Here is a 17,445-nt window from a genome sequence, read left to right as displayed (position 1 = left end):
AGGTTCGCATGACCGGTTCGTCGCCCCTGTCGGCACTCGTCGCAGCACTCGCCGACGGATCGGTCGAGGTGGTGGACCTGACGTCGCCGCTGTCCGCGTCGACGCCGGTGATCCAGTTGCCGCCGGAGTTCGGGCAGACGGCGCCGTTCGCGCTGGCGGAGATCAGCAGGTACGACGACCGCGGGCCGGCGTGGTACTGGAACAACTTCACCAGCGGCGAGCACACCGGCACTCACTTCGACGCACCGAACCATTGGGTCACCGGCAAGGACCTCGCCGACGTGGCGTCGGTGCCGGCCAGTCGGCTGATCGCCCCGGCCGTCGTCCTCGACTTCACCGCCGAGGTCGAGAAGAACCCGGACTTCCTCGTCGAGGTCGACCACCTCAAGGCGTGGGAGGCGGAGAACGTCCCGCTGCCCGCCGGTGGTTGGCTGTTCGTACGCACGGGATGGGACACGCGATCGCACTCGCAGGAGGCGTTCCTGAACGCCGACGAGAACGGGCCGCACACGCCGGGCCTGTCGCCGGAGTGCGCGCGGTGGGTCGCGCAGGAGTCGCCCGTCCTCGGTATGGGCGTCGAGACCGTCGGCACCGACGCCGGGAAGGCGCACTCGTTCGACCCGCCGTTCCCGTGCCACTCCTACCTGATGGGCAGCGACAAGTACGGGCTGACGCAGCTGCAGAACCTCGCCGAGCTACCGCCGACCGGCGCCGTCGTCATCGCCGGACCACTGCCGATCGTCGGCGGCTCCGGCTCGCCCGCCCGGGTTCTCGCGCTGGTCGAACGCGGATGAACGTCGCGGTCGCGGTCGGCCGGGCGTTGACGGGTGCGGGCGTCCGCCAGGTGTTCGGCGTGGTCGGGTCCGGGAACTTCCATCTGACGAATGCGATGGTGGCCGCCGGTGCGCGGTTCGTCGCGGCGCGGCACGAGGGCGGCGCGGCCACGATGGCAGACGCGTACTCGCGGATCAGCGGTACGGTCGCGGCGCTGTCGGTCCACCAGGGCTGCGGTCTCACGAACGCGATGACCGGGATCGCGGAGGCGGCGAAGAGCCGGACGCCGATGGTCGTCGTCGCGGCCGAGGTCACCGAGCCACGGTCGAACTTCTACGTCGACCAGGACGCGCTGGCTCGTTCGGTGGGCGCGGTGCCGGTGCGCATCACCTCGGCAGAGACGGCGGTGGCCGAGGCGCTTGGTGCGGTCGCGACGGCTGTACGCGAACGCCGTACGGTGCTGCTGAACGTGCCGCTTTCCGTGCAGGCGTTGGAGACTGCGGCGCCGGTGGTCGAGCCACCACCTTCACGGAATGCCGTCGTACCGGAGGCCGCCGAGGTCGCTGTACTGACTGACCTGCTGCGGCGGGCGGAGCGGCCGGTGTTCGTTGCGGGGCGCGGATCCCGTGGAGGTCGGCAAGCCCTGGAAGCGCTCGCGGAACGATGCGGTGCGCTCCTCGCGACCTCGGCGGTCGCGCACGGCCTGTTCCGCGACAACCCGTGGGATCTCGGCATCTCGGGCGGCTTCGCCTCGCCCCGTACCGCGGAACTGATCCGCGACGCCGACCTCATCGTCGGTTGGGGATGCGCGCTGAACATGTGGACGATGCGCCACGGTCAGCTGATCGGACCCGACGCGACTGTGGTGCAGGTCGATGACGACGCGTCGGCACTCGGTGCCCACCGCAACATCCAGCTGGGCGTCACCGGCGACGTCGAGCTCACCGCCACGCTCGTCCTCGAGGCGTTCGGCGACCAGCACGTGGGTTATCGCAACACCGAGCTCGGGAGCGTGCGCTGGAGGGACGTTGCGTTCGACGACGAGAGTACGGGGGAGCGGATCGATCCACGGACGTTGAGCATCGCGCTCGACGATCTGCTCCCGGCCGAACGCGTGATAGCCGTCGATTCCGGCAACTTCATGGGCTACCCGAGCACCTGCCTGTCGGTGCCGGACGAGAACGGCTTCTGCTTCACGCAGGCGTTCCAGTCGATCGGGCTGGGGCTTGCCACCGCGATCGGTGCCGCACTGGCGCAGCCGGACCGACTGCCCGTCGCCGTACTCGGTGACGGCGGTGCGCTGATGAGCGCCGCGGAGCTCGACACCGTACGCCGGCTCGGCCTGCCGATGCTGGTTGTCGTCTACAACGACGACGCGTACGGCGCCGAGGTGCACCACTTCGGTCCGGGCGGGCACCCGCTGGAGACGGTGACGTTCCCGCCGACCGATATCGCTGCGATCGGGCGGGGCTATGGCTTCGAGGCAGCGACCGTACGCGGCGTCGGTGACCTCGAGGCGGTCGCGGACTGGCTGAACGGGCCGCGGGCGGCGCCGATGCTCGTGGACGCGAAGGTCGTCGCGGAGCATCCGTCCTGGTGGCTGGAGGAGGCATTCCGCGGTCACTGAACGGTCTCGGCATATCCTGGCTTGACCTTGACCCTGGGGGCAAGGTTTAGCGTCGGGGCGAAGGAGGCGGGATGCGGATCAGTGATCTGGCGGCCGAGGCCGGTGTGACGGTCAAGGCGGTGCGGTACTACGAGTCGCAGGGACTGCTCAAGCCGCGGCGGGAGGCCAACGGGTACCGGTCGTACGAGCCGGACGACGTGGTCGTGGTGCGTGAGGTGAAGGCGTTGCTGAGCCTCGGGCTGACCGCGGAGCAGACGTACCCGTTCATCGAGTGCCTGCGGGCCGGCAACGCGCGTGCGGACGTGTGCCCTGCGTCGCTGACGGCGTACCGGACCCGGATCGCGGAAGTGGACCGGCGGATTGCGGAACTGACCGATCTGCGGGCACGGCTGACCGACCTCCTGACCGATGCCGAGAACTGGAGGACGAGATGAGCGATCTGCAGAATGTTGACGAGGCCACCTTCGACGAGGTGGTGCTGCGGTCCGAGAAGCCCGTGCTGGTGGACTTCTGGGCGCAGTGGTGCCCGCCGTGCCACCAGATCGCCCCGGTCCTCGCCCAGATCGGCGCCGAACGCAACGAACAGCTGACCGTGGTGAAGCTGAACTCCGACGAGAACCCGGCGATCTCCGCCCGCTACCGGGTGATGGCGCTGCCGACCCTGATCCTCTTCCACCGCGGCGAGATGATCTGGTCCGTCGTCGGCGCCCGCCCGAAGGCCAAACTCCTGAAGGACATCGACGAGGCGCTGTTGACCGCGGTCGCCTAGTTCATCTTGTAGAGCTCGACCAGTACGCCGTGGGGGCCGGCGACGTACGCCGTCGTCGTGCCCCAGTCGGTGTCGGTGGGTTCGAGGGCGATCTTGCCGCCGCGGCCGCGGATCTCCTCGACGTCGGCGCGGACGTCGTCGCTGCTGAACTGCAGGAGCGTCCCGCCGTGGGTGCCGAAGTCGTCGATCATCGCGCCGGTGTGCAGAGCGATCGTCATCGCGCCGGCCTGCACCTCGGCGTACCCCTCGCCGGCGTTGCCGGAGACTTCCAGGCCGAGTACGCCGGTGAAGAAATCGGCGATGTCCTGGTTCTTCTCGCGGCTGTCCGTCAGCAGGCCGAGGTGGTCGAAGCGGAGGTTCATCGTCGGACTCCCTGAAGATTGACGGCTGGCTTTCTAGGATGCTAGCAATATAGCCATGGCGGATGCGGGCGGCAAGAAGGTGCAGTTCAACGTGTATCTGCCGCCGGAGCTGGTGCGGCGGGTGAAGCACAAGGCGATCGACGACGGGGCGAGTCTGTCCGCGCTCGTCGAGCAGGCGCTGGCTGAGTACCTCGACAACCATGGGGAGGCCCGGGGATGAACGACGTGGTGATCAGGCCGCTGCGGTTCACGGCGGATGTGGCGGCGATGCGGGCGTTCCTGGAGACGCTGGGGTTGCGGTCGCGGATCGAGTCCGAGCGCGGGGGATGGGTCGACATGCTGACCGGTCGCGGGATGGTCGCGTTGCACGATGCGGCGTCGAGTTCGACGGGCGGGCGGCCCGGGCAGACGACGTTGTCGTTCGAGGCGGACAAGCTCGACGAGGTGAAGGACCGGCTGGAGCAGGTCGGGTTCGTCGACGCGACGGTCTTCGACGAGGCGTACGGGCGGGTGCTGTCGGTCAGTGGGCCCGAAGGGGTGGTGATCTGGGTCGACGAGCGCAGCGACGATCTGTACGGGTACAAACTGCACGACGCCAGCCCGGACGATCGCTGGTCGGTCACGCCGTACCTGACCGGAGCGGACGAGGCGCCCTGGCGGCGGTTCCTCGGCGCGCTCGGCGTGCAGACGGTGGTCCGCTTCGGTTCGGCCGACGGTGACTTCGCCGTACGGCTCGACCTGACCACGACCGAGGACCTGGACGACGTACAGGCCCGCGTCGGCGGATCGCGGACCGGGTCCGGCCTGGAGATCCTGGACCCGGACGGCCAACTCGTCGTGGTCCACGGATGATCGCCGTACGCCGCACCGACGAATTGATGTGGATGAGTCTTGACCTCGACAGGACCTGAACTTGCAGGATTCGCGTCATGACAACAGCAGTGCCTGGGCGGCTGCGGGACGATCCGGATTTTCGGCGGTACTGGTTGGCGCGTGCGTTGTCGATCACCGGGTCGATGGTGACGGCGATCGCGTTGCCGGTGCTCGTCTACCGGCTGAGCGGGTCGACGGTGCTGACCGCGGTGGTGACCGCGCTCGAGTCCGCGCCGTACCTGCTGGCCGGTCTGTTCGCCGGTGCACTGGCGGACCGCTGGAACCGGCGCCGCACGATGGTGACCGCGGACGCCATCAACGCGGTCCTGGTGGGGTCGGTGCCGGTGGCGCATCTGTTCGGCGTACTCACCGTCGTACAGGTGCTGATCGTCGCGTTCACCGTGCAGGCCGTCTACACGTTCTTCGACGGCGCGAACTTCGGTGCGCTGCCCGTCCTCGTCGGCCGTGCACGGGTGGCCCAGGCGAACTCCGCGGTCTGGACGGCGTCGAGCCTGATCGAGTTGCTCGTCCCGCCGGCGACCGGTCTGCTGCTCGCCGTCCTCGATCCGGCCAGTCTGCTCACGCTCGACGCCCTCAGCTTCGCGGCGTCCGCGTTCGCCGTCCGCGGCATCGTGCGGGCGATGTCCGAGTCCCGCGACGGGCAGCCGCCGTTGCGGCCGAAGGTGGTCCTGAACGACATCGGTGACGGCCTGCGCTTCCTGGTCCGGCACGCGGGGGTTCGCACGATGACGATCATCGGCAGCGTGCAGTCGTTCGCAGGCGGCGGGTTCATGGCGCTGATCGTGGTGTGGTGCGACCGCGTCCTGGACATCGGTACGTCGGGAGTCCGCTTCGGACTGGTCTGGGGTGTGTGGGGGATCGGCGGGCTGATCGCAGCACTCAGCCTCCCGCGATTGCTGAAGCGGATGCCGCCCGCGGCGATCACGCTGTACGCGTTGCCGATGTCGGCGCTGCTCGGAGTGCTCGCGCCGTTGTCGCCGAACTGGGTCGTGGCCTCGCTGGCGTTGCTGGTCTGGGGTTCGGCGTACGTGCTGGTGATTGTGAACGCGGTGTCGTACCGGCAGCAGGTGACGCCGGAGAACCTGCTCGGCCGCGTCAACACAGCGGGCCGGATGCTGTCCTGGGGTGTCGGGTGGACGTTCGGATCGGTCGTCGGCGGGCTGCTCGGCAACGCGTTCGGGCCGCGGACCGGGATGGTGCTGATGGGTCTGTTCGGTTGCGCGGGAGTGGTGGTCGCGTGGACGTCGCCGCTGCGCCGGATCGCCGCCGACCACGAGCCGCAGGTCGGCTGACGCGGCCCCGTTGCATACGGTGGCGTCGATCATCCGCTAGGTTCTGCGCGTGGGCGTACGGGTTCTCGGTCCTCGCGACCTCGCGGCGGCGCGCGCGGTCATCGCCCGCGATCCGGTCATCAACGTGTTCGTCGACAGCCTCGTGCAGGCGTCCGGACTCGACCCGCGACGCGGCGCCGAGGTCTGGGGGTACGTCGAGAAGGGCGCGCTCGAGGCCCTGTGCCACGCGGGCGGGAACATGGTTCCGGTCGGCGCCGACGACGCGGCACTCCGGGCGTTCGCGGCGTACGCGATGCGCCGGGGCCGGAACTGTTTCCAGATCCTCGGGCCGGCGCGCGCGGTCGAGCAGCTGTGGCACATTCTCGAGCCGCACTGGGGACCGGCCCGCGAGGTGCGCGACGACCAGCCGTTCATGGTGATCGAAGGGCCGCCGGCGATCGCACCGGACCCGCTGGTCCGCGCGGTCGAGCCGGTCGAGCTGCCGATCCTGTACCCGGCGTGTGTGGCGATGTACACCGAGGAGGTCGGCGTACCGCCGCAGACCGGGCCGGACGGCACGTTCTACCGGTCGCGGGTCGCGGAACTGATCCGGGCCGGGCGCGCGTTCGCGCGGATCGAGAACGGGCGGGTCGTGTTCAAGGCCGAGGTCGGTTCGGTCGGGTCGGGCGTGTGCCAGATCCAGGGCGTGTGGGTGGATCCGGAGTACCGCGGTCGCGGGCTGGCCGCGGGCGGGATGGCGGCCGTGGTCGAGCTGGCCCGGCAGATCTCGCCGGTGGTGACCCTTTATGTGAACGCCTTCAACCTGCCGGCGCGGGCGGCGTACGAACGCGTCGGGTTCCGCACGATCGAGACGTTCGCGACGATTCTGTTCTGATACTGCGTGCTGTCCGTGATGGAGCGGTGACCGGCGGTCGGGTTGGCTGGACGTTCTGCGCCGCGCCGCCCAGCGGAAGGAACACCTCAGTATGCGAAGGCTTGCCGTTTTTCTGTGCAGCATTGCTCTCGTCCTGATGTCGTCGACCACCTACTCGTCGGCCGCTCCACCGGATGTCTCCTACTACTCGCTCCGCGTGCCCACCGGTACGACGGTCAAGGATCTGATCCGGGACGGGTACGACATCGAACACCCGAACGGCGACACCGCCACGGTCGTCGCGACGCCGACCGACGTACGGCGATTGCGCGCGCGAGGCGTCGTACTGGAGAAGACCGGTGACGTGTACCAGCCTGTGCCGCGGACGGAGCCTGGCGAGGCCACGTACTACGGCGGGTATCACACGACCACGGGACACGAGGAGCACAACGCGGCCGTCGCCGCCGCGCACCCGGAGCTGGTGAAGCTCTACGACATCGGCGATTCGTGGATGAAGACGCAGGGACAGGGCGGGCACGACATCCAGGCCTTGTGCATCACCAAGCTCGCCACTGGTGACTGCGCCCTGAACAGCACCGGGAAGAAGCCCAAGTTCGTCCTGCACACGCAGATCCACGCACGCGAGATCGCGACCGGCGAGATCGCCTACAAGTGGATCGACCTGCTCGTCTCGTCGTACGGCGTCGACCCCGAGATCACCGCGTTGCTGGACACCCGCGAACTCTGGGTGGTGCCGATCGCGAACCCGGACGGCGTCGACATGGTCGCCTCGAACCCGACCCGGCCGGTGCTGCAGCGTAAGAACGTCGACGACAGCGCGGGCGGCTGCCCGGCGTCCGAAGCCGGAGTCGACCTGAATCGCAACTCGTCGTTCCAATGGGACGTGGACCAAGGCGGTCCCTGCGATGAGACGTACCCAGGCCCCAAGGCGTTGTCGGAGCCGGAGACCGAAGCGATCCAGGGCTTGCTGGACACGGTCTTTCCCGACACCAAAGGCGATGTGGACGACCCCGCCGCCGCGACCACGACCGGCGTCTTCCTGACGCTGCACAGCTTCGGCAACGACATCCTGGCGCCGTGGGGCTACACCAACACCGACGCGCCGAACAAGGCCGCCTTGGTGGCCCTGGGCCAGAAGATGGGCGCGTTCACGGGCTATCCGGTGACGACCGGGGACGGCGGGGTCGGGTACTTCGCACCCGGTGCGACCGACGACTGGTTGTACGGGACGCGCGGCGTGCCGTCGTACACGTTCGAGATCGGACCGGACTCAGGGACGTGCGCCGGGTTCTTGCCGGCGTACTCGTGTATTTCCTCGACGTTCTGGCCGTTGCTGAAACCAGCGTTGGTTTACGCGGCTCAGGCTGCCGCGACTCCGTACGGGCAGCTTCCGTGATTACTGCCGTGATTACCGTCGGGTAAGCTCCGGCGCATGTCGCGGAGCAAGACCACCACCGGCTTGGCCGTTCTGTTCGGCGTTCTCGGCACCTTGCATTTCGTGAAGCCGGAGCCGTTCGAGCAGATCGTGCCGAAACCGCTGCCCCGGAAGAAAGAGCTCGTGTACGTCTCCGGGGCAGCGGAGCTGGCCTGCGCCGCCGGACTGCTGCACCCGCGGACCCGGCGGCTGGCCGGGCTGGCGAGCGCCGGGCTGCTGGTCGCTGTCTTCCCGGCGAACGTCCAGATGGCCGCCGACCTGCAGAACAAGGGTTCCCGGACGGCTCTGACGATCGCGTACGCGCGCTTGCCGCTGCAGATCCCGTTGATCCGCTGGGCGCTGAAAGCCGCCCGCGAGGGCAAGTCGGTGTGAGCCTGTGGATAACGTGGTGAGAGCATGTCCGCCGGACCGATATTCTCGGTGACGTCCGGTTATCTACTTTTGCACGCTTGGAGACTCCCGTGATTTTGCGTATGTCGTCGTTGTTCCTCCGCACCCTTCGCGAGGACCCGGCGGACGCGGAGGTCCCGAGCCACAAGCTGCTCGTCCGCGCCGGGTACATCCGGCGGGCCGCGCCCGGTATCTACACCTGGCTGCCGCTCGGCCTGCGAGTGCTGCGGAACGTCGAGCGGATCGTCCGTGAGGAGATGGACGCGATCGGCGCGCAGGAGCTGGTGTTCCCGGCGCTGCTGCCCCGCGAGCCCTACGAGGCCACCGGCCGCTGGACGGAGTACGGGCCGAACATCTTCCGGCTGAAGGACCGCAAGGGCGCCGACATGCTCCTCGGCCCCACGCACGAGGAGATGTTCACGCTGGTCGTGAAGGACCTGTACTCGTCGTACAAGGACCTTCCGCTGTCGATCTACCAGATCCAGAACAAGTACCGCGACGAGGCGCGGCCGCGGGCCGGCGTGCTGCGCGGGCGCGAGTTCGTGATGAAGGACTCGTACTCGTTCGATGTCGACGACGAAGGACTCGCCGCGTCGTACGAGAAGCATCGCGAGGCGTACATCAAGATCTTCGACCGGCTCGGCTTCGACTACGTGATCGTCCAGGCGATGTCCGGCGCGATGGGCGGTTCGCGGTCCGAGGAGTTCCTGGCGATCGCGGAGAACGGCGAGGACACCTTCGTCCGCTCCCCGGGTGGGTACGCCGCGAACGTCGAGGCGGTCGTGGTGCCGCAGTCGGCGCCCGTCGACGCGTCCGGCGTACCGGCCGCCGAGGTCGTGGACACGCCGGAGACGCCGACCATCGACACGCTCGTGGACGCGATGAACGCGAAGCACGCGCGGACCGACGGCCGCGAGTGGACCGCCGCGGACACGTTGAAGAACGTGCTCGTGATGCTGGTGCACCCCGACGGTGCCCGCGAGCCGCTCGCGATCGGTGTCCCCGGGGACCGCGCGATCGACGAGAAGCGGCTCGGCGCGCAGGTGGAGCCGGCCGAGGTGGCGGCCTTCGAGGAGGCGGACTTCGAGAAGTACCCGTCGCTGGCGAAGGGCTACATCGGTCCGGGCGTGCTCGGCAAGGACAACACCTCCGGCATCCGGTACCTGCTCGACCCGCGGGTGGCCGAGGGGTCCGCGTGGGTGACCGGTGCGGACAAGTCCGGGTTCCACGTCGTCAACCTGGTGCACGGCCGGGACTTCACCGCGGACGGGACGATCCAGGCCGCCGAGGTCCGCGACGGCGACCAGGCGCCGGACGGTTCGGGCGCGCTGGAGGCCGCGCGCGGGATCGAGATGGGCCACATCTTCCAGCTCGGCCGCAAGTACGCAGACGCGCTCGACCTCAAGGTCCTCGACCAGAACGGCAAGCTCGTCACGGTCACCATGGGTTCGTACGGCGTCGGGGTCACCCGTGCGGTGGCGGCGATCGCCGAGGGCAACCACGACGAGCTCGGCCTGGTGTGGCCGCGGGAGATCGCGCCCGCCGACGTGCACCTGGTTGCCACCGGCAAGGACAAGGAGCTGTTCGCGAAGGCCGCCGAGCTCGCCGCCGAGCTGGAGTCCCGGGGCCTGACGGTGATCTACGACGACCGCGAGAAGGTGTCGCCCGGCGTGAAGTTCAAGGACGCCGAGCTGATCGGCGTACCGACCATCGCCGTGGTCGGCAAGGGTCTCGCCGACGGCACCGTCGAGGTCAAGAACCGCCGCACCGGCGAACGTGCCGACATCCCGGTCGCGGACGTCGTCGACCACCTGGTCACCACGGTCCGCAGCTGACCATCCCGGTTCCCCACCGGCCCCGTTCCCCATCAAGGGGAGCGGGGCCGGATTTTTCTGCGCATTTTCTTGGCATGTGATGTCGAGGAACGTCGATCGGCTCCGATCCCGGGGTGTGACGCCTGAGGGGGCGTCCGGGAGCTAGGGAGTTGACGATGAGGGAATCTGTGCTGGTTGGGCGGGGGATCGACGGGCTGCGGGAGGCCGTCGCGGGCGACGTACTCGTGGACGGGGACCCGGGGTACCCGGACGCCGGACGGGTGATGACGGCCGAGGGGCGGCCGCAGGTCGTCGTGCGGTGCACGGGCGCGAACGACGTGGTGGCGGCCTTGAAGTACGCCGAGACGCACGACCTGCCGATCGCGGTCCGCAGCGGCGGGCACCACGCGGCCGGATTCGGCACGAACGACGGCGGGGTCGTGATCGACGTACGGCCGATGGACGAGGTCAGGGTGCTGCCGGACGACGTGGTGCGGATCGGTACCGGCGCCACCTGGGGGCGGGTTGCCGAGCGGCTGGGCAAGGTCGGTCTGGCGATCTCGTCCGGCGACACGGCGAGCGTCGGTGTCGGCGGGTTGATGGCAGGCGGCGGCATCGGGTGGATGGTCCGCAAGCACGGGCTGGCGATCGACAACGTGGTCTCCGCCGAGGTGGTCACCGCGGACGGTTCGGTACGCCGGGTCGACGCCGCCACGGAACCAGAATTGTTCTGGGGACTACGCGGCGCGGCGGGCGGCCTCGGCATCGTCACGTCGTACGACATCACCGCCGTACGCCGGCCGACCGTGCACTTCGGCACCCTGCTGTACCCGTGGACACAGGCGGAGCAGGTGCTCCAGGGCTGGGCGGAGTACGCCGCGGACGCGCCCGAGGAGCTCACGTCGTCGCTGCAGCTGGCGCCGACGATGATGGCCGACCGGCAGGTCCCGGTCGCCATCATGGTGTGCGTCACCGGCGAGGTGGACCCCATCCTCGAACCGCTGCGTCACCTCGGCTCGCTGCTCACCGAGAAGGTGTCCGAGGTCCCGTACGCCGACGTGTTCTCCGACATGTCGATGCCGGCGGACTGGCGCCCGCGGATCCGCAACGGCTTCTACAACAGCTGGTCGCCGAAGTTGGGCCAAAAGCTGCTGGAGGCCCGCCCGCGGATCCCCGGACTCGCGATCGAGATCCGGTCGCTCGGCGGTGCGTACGGCGCGATGCCGGCGGACGCGACCGCGTTCGCGCACCGCGACGCGCGGTTCCTGGTCAACTCGGTGCTGATGGGATCGCCCGAGCAGCAAGGAACCCAGCAGCCCAAGGACTTCGACGCCCTGTGGCGGTCGCTGAAGCCGGACGGCGCCTACCTGAACTTCATCTCCGACCCGACCGACGCCGACCTGGACAGCTGCTTCCCGGAGCAGCACCGGACCCGGCTGGCCGCGCTCAAGCAGTCGGTAGACCCGGGCCACGTGTTCCGCAGCGCGCTGAGCGTGCCGCCGCGTCCGGAGTGGACGGGCGGCCGTCGTCACCTGATGAGGTGGGCGATGCGGTCGCGGAGATAGTTCTGCTCGGCCGTGTTCCGGGTCCGCTCCAGTGCCGCGAGGTAGTTGGAGCGGGCCATGTCCGGGCGGCCGGCGAGCTCGTGGAGGTGAGCGAGGACGGACAGCCGGCGGTGGTGGTCACCGAGGTACCGGTCGTCAGCGAGACCTTCGACGATCGCGATGCCGGCGTCCGGGCCGTCGGTCATCGCGACGGCGACCGCGGACCCGAGTGTCACCATCGGGCTCGGGTCGATCTTCTCGAGGATCCGGTACAGCCCGGCGATCTGTTCCCAGTCGGTGGTCTCGACCGAGTCGGCCTCGCTGTGCACGGCCGCGATCGCAGCCTCCAGTTGGTACGGGCCGACGGCACCGGTGCGCAGTGTCTCCTCGACGATGCGGATGCCCTGGGCGATCTCGTCGGCGTACCAGCGGGATCGGTCCTGTCGATCGGCCGGGATCAGGTTGCCACCGGGGCCGGTCCGCGCGTCCCGGCGGGCGTGGGTGAGGATCATCAACGCCAGCAGGCCGGCCACCTCTCCGGCCTCGCCGGTGGCCTGACAGAGCAGGCGGGTGATCCGCAACGCCTCCTCGGCCAGATCCACGCGCTGCAACGAGTCGCCGGCGCTGGCGGTGTGTCCCTCGTTGAAGATCAGGTAGAGCACCTGCAGTACGGCGCGCATCCGCACGTCGTACTCCTCCGCCGTCGGCACCTCGAAACGTGCGTCGTTGAGCTGTCGCTTCGCGCGGCTGATGCGTTGGGCGACGGTGGTCTCGCTGACGAGCAGAGCGGCCGCCACCTCGGCGGTCGTCAGGCCACCCACCGAGCGCAACGTCAGCGCGATCTGCGACGCGGGTGTCAGCTCCGGATGACAGCACAGCACGAGGAGCCGGACCGTGTCGTCGGCGTCCTCGTGGTAATCGTCGGGGTCGTACTGATCGGCCGGCGCTCGTAGGTAGTCGTTCAGTTCGCGCTGCCGGCGCGCGTTGTCCCGCCGCCAGCCGTCCATCATCCGCCGCGCCGCGACGCTGATCAGCCAGCCGATCGGCTGCTCCGGTACGCCGTTCGCACGCCACTGCACGAACGCTTCGAGCAGCGCCTCCTGCACCGCGTCCTCGCACTGGTCGAACACGCCGTACCGCCGGACCAGCGCGGCCAGCGCCCGCGGCGCCGCCGCCCGGATCGCCGCCTCGAGCTCACTCACTACTAGCCGAGCTCTGCCAGGAAGTCGTCCTGGTCGAGCCGGATCTCGCGCAGTTGGACGCGACGGAACTGTGCCAGCGGGATCAGCGCCGCGATCTCCAGCGCCCGCTCCACCGACGCGCAGTGCAGCACCATCGCGCCTGCCAGGTACTCCTTCGTCTCCAGGAACGGCCGGTCGGAGATGACCGGCGTACCGGCGACCAGTTGGACCTCCTTCTCCTCGCCGGGCTCGTTCAGCCCGAGGACCGATACCAGCTCACCGGTTGTCATCAGGTCGCGTGCGAGCGTCGCGATGTGCTCCCGCCCGCCGGACATCTCGACCAGTTGCTGCTCGGTGAATCCCTTGAGCGCCTCGAGGTTGTTGTGGATCAGCAGTAGAAACTTCACTCCGCCATTCTCCCGGACGAGGTGTCAGGGCCGCACCCAGACGGTCCACCGCACCACGCGCAGATATCCCAGGCGTTCGTACACGGGCTGGCCGTCGTCGGATGCGATGAGGACCGCCGGCTGGTCGGGGTACGCCGTGGTCGCCGCCCAGGTGACGGCCGCACCGGCGCCGCGACCCCGGGCCGCGGGCATCACCGCGACGTTCTCGACGACAGTGAGCCCGGCCGCGCTGTGCGCCGTTGCGGTCGCCAGCGGTACGTCGCCGTCGTACCCGACCCAGACGTCCGACCCGTCGAGGAAGGACGGCACGTAGACGGCGCCGGCGCGGAACGGCTGCAGCTCCGGCAGCGGGTAGCCATCGACGAGCACCCGCTCGGCGTCGGCCAGACCGGCGGCGTCCGTCACCTGGCGGACCTCGAGATCGGTCACCGGGGGAGTGGTCGTGGTTTGCGGGAGCCGCAGCATCAGCGGCGGATGCCCGGCCAGTGCGAGCCCGGACCCGCGCAGGTCGCCGGTCGGCCAGGCGCTGACGAACAGGTACGGCGCGTCGCCGGGCAGCTCCCGCGCGACCTCGGCGACGATCCCGGCCGGATCGACGGGCTGCTTCGGCACGACCCAGTTCGTCAGCGCACCGCGCTCACCGAGGATCCCGCCGGCCCACGTGTCGCTCTCGTACCAGGGCTTGCCCGCCCGGCGGGCCGCATCGACCGCCCAGGACGCGTGCACGAGCACGGCCTGGCGGATCAGCGAATCGGCCGGCGCGAGGTCCGGCTCCCAGCCGGTGGCGAGGGTCTCACCCTCCGGCGGCAGGATCGAGGACGCCATGGCTCACTGTCGCACCGCGGACGTGGTTTGTCTCTCACTCGACGGTGTAAGGGTTGAGCCGTACTACGCCCTTACCGGATCATCGGGGCGTGAGGAATTGCCGCTGTGCCTGATGTCTCGTTGCTGATGTTGTTGTTCCTGGTGATCGCCGCCTTCGCGGCCGGCTGGATCGATGCGGTGGTCGGCGGTGGCGGGTTGCTGCAACTGCCCGCGATGCTGCTCGGGCTGCCGAACGCGTCGCCGGCGCAGATCCTGTCGACCAACAAGATCTCGTCGTTGTTCGGTACGGCGACCAGTGCGGTCACGTTCGGTGTGAAGGTGCGTCCGGACCGTAAAACCGTGCTTCCGATGGCGATCCTGGCCGGGCTCGGCGCCGCGGCCGGCGCCCTGGTGGCGACCAGGATTCCGATGTCGTGGTTCAAGCCGATCGTCCTGGTGCTGCTCGTGGCGGTCGCGATCTACACCGCGATGAAGCCGTCCCTCGGCGCCCGCACCGCGCTGCGGTTCGACGGCCGGGACCACTACCTCGCGGCCAGCGGCGTCGGCGTACTGATCGGCTTCTACGACGGCGCGGTCGGGCCGGGGACCGGGTCGTTCCTGATCTTCGCGCTGGTCGGCCTGCTCGGGTACAACTTCCTGCAGGCGAGCGCGAAGGCGAAGATCGCCAACGTGGCCACGAACCTGGGCGCGATCGCGGTGTTCGCGCTGAGCGGCGCACCGCTGTGGAGGCTCGGCCTGATCATGGGCGCCGCCAACATGCTCGGCGGGCTGCTCGGCGCCCGGACGGCGGTCGCGCGCGGCAGCAAGTTCGTGCGGGTGATCTTCCTGGTCGTGGTCTCGGCGCTGATCCTGCGCCTCGCGTACGACGTCTTCTTCGCCTGACGCTGCGTCTGTACCGTAGGTGGCGGGGGAGGTGGGGGGCCGTGCAACGGGACAACGTCGCTCTGTGGTCGTTCATCGGGTTGGTCGCCATCGGCCTGGTGGCAGTGATTGCCGCGAGCCGCCGTCGCCGCCCGTCGGTGGGTGCGTCGACGCCCGACGGTCCGCTGTGGGTGCCGGCTGCTCCGGCTGCCGTCCTGCTCGCATTGTCGACGCCGCTGGTGATCTGGGCCGCCTTCACGACGATGTCCGACCTCGCGTACTCGGACCCGCAGTTCGACTCGCCCGGTTTTCTGCTCCAACCCATACCCGGCCTGCTGGTCGGCATCGCGGCCGTTCGCTGTGCACACGCGGTCCGCAAAGAGGAACGTGACCGGCCGACCGGCCGCACCTTTGCGCTGTCCACGACCATCGTCGCGTACGCCGCCGCAGTCCTGGCACTGCTAGCGGCGCTGCTGTCCTTCGCCGCAATGCTCGGGCAAGGCGGATAACCTCTAGCCATGGTCGACTACAACGGTCGGATGGGCAGTGTGTACGTCGCGGGCCGGGGGATCTCGCCCGCCGAGGTAGAGCGTTGGACCAGCGCGTTCGCGACGTACCTCCCGGAGCGGCGCCCGTTGGACGTCCTCGATCTGGGCAGTGGAACCGGTCGGCTCACCCCGGGTCTGGCCGCGCGGTTCCAGGGCCAGGTGTACGGCGTGGAGCCGTCGGACCGGATGCGTGCGGCGGCCGAGGAGGCGCCGCATCCGGGTGTGACGTACCTGAAGGGCGCCGCCGAGGACATTCCGTTGCCTGAGGCATCGGTCGACGCGGTGCTGATGTTCCTGTCGTTCCATCACTTCCCAGATCCGTTGCAGGGACTCCGGGAGGTACGCCGGGTGCTGCGGCCCGGGGGAGTGGCGCTGCTGCGCACGCAGTTCGCGGACCTGATGCCGGACCTGTTCTGGTACGAGTACTTCCCGTCCGCACGGGAGGTCGACGCCGCGATGTACATCTCGTTGTCCGCGGCGCAGGCGCTCGCGGTCGAGGCCGGGCTGACGCCGGGCGACGACGTCGTCGAGATCACCGCCGAGGAGCCGCGCACGCTGCGGGAGCGGTACGAGCGGCTCAGCCATCGCGCGCTGTCGACGTTCGAGCACCTGCCGGCGGACGAGATCGAGTCCGGGTTCGCCAGGTTCGCCGAGGACGCGGAGCGGGATCCGGATCGGGCGATGCCGGTCTACTCCGCGACGATGCTGGTGCTCACGCGTCCCAGCTGACCTGCAACGCCGACGGCTTGCGGAAGACGAGGCCACGCGGCGGAGGCGAGTCCGCGGCGAGGCGGAGCCCGGCGAGTTTCAGAACGGCTTCGAGTGCGACGAGCGTTTCCAGACGCGTCAGGTGCATGCCGAGACAGATGTGCGGTCCGCTCGCGAACGCGAGATGCCGACGGGCGTTGGTCCGGCGTACGTCGAACTGGTCGGGCGACTCGAACACCTCGGGATCACGGCCCGCGCCCGCCAGTGACACCGTGACCATGTCGCCGCGACGGATCGGCCGGCCTTCGAGTTCGATGTCGCGGGTTGCGTAGCGGTCGACGACGGCAGCGGCCGGTTCGAGGCGGAGCGACTCCTCCATCGCGTTCGGCAGCAGCGACGGGTCGGCCAGCACCAGGTCGAGCTGGTCGCGGTTGGTCAGGAGGTGCCAGAGCGCGTTGGTGATCATGCCCTCGGTCGTCTCGATCCCGCCGAACATGAGGACGGCGGCGTTGGCGACGACCTCGTCCACGCCGAGCCCGGCGTGCGCGGCCGCGGCGACCAGGGAGTCCGACGAGTCGATGCCCGCGGCAACATGTTTGTGCAGCTCGGCAAAGGCCGTGGCGCCTTCGGCGGTGACCGGGTGCCCGGCGGAGACGCCGGACACGGAGGCGGAGATGTCGGTGTACCACTCGAGCACCGTCGAGGCCGACGCCGGCGGCAGGCCGAGCGACAACGCAACCACCGCGACCGACAGCGGTCCCGCGAGCGCGGTGCGTAGGTCGGCGGAAGGGCTCGTGGCGTCGGCCGAGCGCGAGGCAGCGGCCATCAGTTCCTCGACGGTCTGCTGGACCGGGTCGGTGAAGCGACGGCGGGTCTCGGCCAGGCCGAAAGGTGACTCGAAGGGGTCGCGGTGTGCTTTGTGCGGCCCGCCGTCCAGGGACAGCATCGACGGGCCGACCACCTGCGCTGTCGAGAACCGCGGATCGTCGACGGTGAACGTGTCCGGATCGCGCAGGACGGTCAGCGCGAGAGCGCGGGAGCTGACGACCCAACTGTTCAACGCCTCGATCCACCCGATCGGACGGATCCGCGCGAGGGTCGGATGGGGATCAGTCTCGAGTTGTTCGACGGTCGCCACGA

General features: G+C 69.4%; 20 protein-coding genes. 15 read left to right on the top strand and 5 right to left on the bottom strand.

Annotated features, from left to right (window positions below):
- Positions 1-8 precede the first annotated feature (8 nt).
- From E0H45_RS25005 to trxA, 4 genes are all read left to right on the top strand, one after another.
- Positions 9-794, top strand: a complete 786-nt coding sequence (locus E0H45_RS25005) for a cyclase family protein (protein WP_131341626.1) — start codon at positions 9-11, stop codon at positions 792-794.
- The gene (locus E0H45_RS25000) at positions 791-2,401 is read left to right on the top strand and encodes a thiamine pyrophosphate-binding protein (protein ID WP_131341623.1); all 1,611 of its coding nucleotides are present in this window, start codon (positions 791-793) and stop codon (positions 2,399-2,401) included. Before E0H45_RS25005 ends, E0H45_RS25000 begins: the two co-directional genes overlap by 4 nt.
- A gap of 71 nt (positions 2,402-2,472) precedes the next feature.
- The gene (locus E0H45_RS24995; RefSeq protein WP_131341620.1) at positions 2,473-2,835 is read left to right on the top strand and encodes a MerR family transcriptional regulator; all 363 of its coding nucleotides are present in this window, start codon (positions 2,473-2,475) and stop codon (positions 2,833-2,835) included.
- A complete protein-coding gene (gene trxA / locus E0H45_RS24990) occupies positions 2,832-3,170 on the top strand; it encodes a thioredoxin (RefSeq protein ID WP_131341617.1) in 339 nt (112 codons plus the stop codon). Before E0H45_RS24995 ends, trxA begins: the two co-directional genes overlap by 4 nt.
- On the opposite strand, the gene E0H45_RS24985 is transcribed toward trxA, so the two are convergent.
- A complete protein-coding gene (locus E0H45_RS24985) occupies positions 3,167-3,532 on the bottom strand; it encodes a VOC family protein (RefSeq protein WP_131341614.1) in 366 nt (121 codons plus the stop codon). The two genes, trxA and E0H45_RS24985, sit on opposite strands and share 4 nt — an antisense overlap.
- 55 nt (positions 3,533-3,587) lie before the next feature.
- Between E0H45_RS24985 and E0H45_RS24980 the strand changes: the two genes are divergently transcribed.
- The 8 genes from E0H45_RS24980 (at position 3,588) to E0H45_RS24945 (ending at position 11,796) form a co-directional block, all read left to right on the top strand.
- The gene (locus E0H45_RS24980; protein ID WP_131341611.1) at positions 3,588-3,752 is read left to right on the top strand and encodes a ribbon-helix-helix domain-containing protein; all 165 of its coding nucleotides are present in this window, start codon (positions 3,588-3,590) and stop codon (positions 3,750-3,752) included.
- The gene (locus tag E0H45_RS24975; RefSeq protein ID WP_131341608.1) at positions 3,749-4,384 is read left to right on the top strand and encodes a VOC family protein; all 636 of its coding nucleotides are present in this window, start codon (positions 3,749-3,751) and stop codon (positions 4,382-4,384) included. The genes E0H45_RS24980 and E0H45_RS24975 overlap by 4 nt, the downstream gene beginning before the upstream one ends.
- A gap of 77 nt (positions 4,385-4,461) precedes the next feature.
- On the top strand, positions 4,462-5,718 hold the full coding sequence (locus E0H45_RS24970; protein ID WP_131341605.1) for an MFS transporter: 1,257 nt from the start codon (positions 4,462-4,464) through the stop codon (positions 5,716-5,718).
- A gap of 49 nt (positions 5,719-5,767) precedes the next feature.
- A complete protein-coding gene (locus E0H45_RS24965) occupies positions 5,768-6,592 on the top strand; it encodes a GNAT family N-acetyltransferase (protein WP_131341602.1) in 825 nt (274 codons plus the stop codon).
- Positions 6,593-6,728: 136 nt separating this feature from the next.
- On the top strand, positions 6,729-7,988 hold the full coding sequence (locus E0H45_RS24960; protein ID WP_238155255.1) for a M14 family zinc carboxypeptidase: 1,260 nt from the start codon (positions 6,729-6,731) through the stop codon (positions 7,986-7,988).
- Between the two features lie 36 nt (positions 7,989-8,024).
- Complete coding sequence (locus E0H45_RS24955) at positions 8,025-8,399, top strand: DoxX family protein (protein WP_131341596.1); 375 nt, start codon at positions 8,025-8,027, stop codon at positions 8,397-8,399.
- An 89-nt stretch (positions 8,400-8,488) separates the two neighbouring features.
- Positions 8,489-10,252, top strand: coding sequence for a proline--tRNA ligase (locus E0H45_RS24950; protein ID WP_131341593.1), 1,764 nt, complete (start codon positions 8,489-8,491; stop codon positions 10,250-10,252).
- A gap of 155 nt (positions 10,253-10,407) precedes the next feature.
- Positions 10,408-11,796 carry an FAD-binding oxidoreductase gene (locus tag E0H45_RS24945; RefSeq protein ID WP_131341590.1) on the top strand — a complete coding sequence of 463 codons (1,389 nt, stop codon included), beginning with the start codon at positions 10,408-10,410 and terminating at the stop codon, positions 11,794-11,796.
- Here the strand turns inward: E0H45_RS24945 and E0H45_RS24940 are convergent.
- From E0H45_RS24940 to E0H45_RS24930, 3 genes are read right to left on the bottom strand one after another with little or no spacing between them, the layout of a single operon-like run.
- Complete coding sequence (locus E0H45_RS24940; RefSeq protein ID WP_131341588.1) at positions 11,760-12,977, bottom strand: RNA polymerase sigma factor; 1,218 nt, start codon at positions 12,975-12,977, stop codon at positions 11,760-11,762. The two genes, E0H45_RS24945 and E0H45_RS24940, sit on opposite strands and share 37 nt — an antisense overlap.
- Positions 12,978-12,979: 2 nt before the next feature.
- Positions 12,980-13,363, bottom strand: coding sequence for a YciI family protein (locus E0H45_RS24935; RefSeq protein ID WP_131341585.1), 384 nt, complete (start codon positions 13,361-13,363; stop codon positions 12,980-12,982).
- Positions 13,364-13,387: 24 nt separating this feature from the next.
- The gene (locus E0H45_RS24930) at positions 13,388-14,188 is read right to left on the bottom strand and encodes a GNAT family N-acetyltransferase (RefSeq protein WP_131341582.1); all 801 of its coding nucleotides are present in this window, start codon (positions 14,186-14,188) and stop codon (positions 13,388-13,390) included.
- 105 nt (positions 14,189-14,293) lie between these two features.
- Here E0H45_RS24930 and E0H45_RS24925 point away from each other — a divergent pair, with 105 nt between their 5' ends.
- The 3 genes from E0H45_RS24925 to E0H45_RS24915 are packed head-to-tail and all read left to right on the top strand — an operon-like array spanning position 14,294 to position 16,326.
- Complete coding sequence (locus E0H45_RS24925) at positions 14,294-15,070, top strand: sulfite exporter TauE/SafE family protein (RefSeq protein ID WP_238155254.1); 777 nt, start codon at positions 14,294-14,296, stop codon at positions 15,068-15,070.
- Between the two features lie 41 nt (positions 15,071-15,111).
- On the top strand, positions 15,112-15,558 hold the full coding sequence (locus tag E0H45_RS24920; protein WP_131341579.1) for a hypothetical protein: 447 nt from the start codon (positions 15,112-15,114) through the stop codon (positions 15,556-15,558).
- Between the two features lie 9 nt (positions 15,559-15,567).
- Positions 15,568-16,326, top strand: coding sequence for a class I SAM-dependent methyltransferase (locus E0H45_RS24915; RefSeq protein ID WP_131341576.1), 759 nt, complete (start codon positions 15,568-15,570; stop codon positions 16,324-16,326).
- On the opposite strand, the gene E0H45_RS24910 is transcribed toward E0H45_RS24915, so the two are convergent.
- Positions 16,310-17,443, bottom strand: coding sequence for a cytochrome P450 (locus E0H45_RS24910; RefSeq protein WP_131341573.1), 1,134 nt, complete (start codon positions 17,441-17,443; stop codon positions 16,310-16,312). The two genes, E0H45_RS24915 and E0H45_RS24910, sit on opposite strands and share 17 nt — an antisense overlap.
- Positions 17,444-17,445: the final 2 nt, after the last annotated feature.

Source organism: Kribbella soli, from assembly GCF_004331345.1.
In the GTDB taxonomy this organism is placed as follows: domain Bacteria; phylum Actinomycetota; class Actinomycetes; order Propionibacteriales; family Kribbellaceae; genus Kribbella; species Kribbella soli.
The sequence above is the reverse complement of the archived record's forward strand: the minus strand, read 5'-3'. Positions and strand labels throughout refer to the sequence as shown.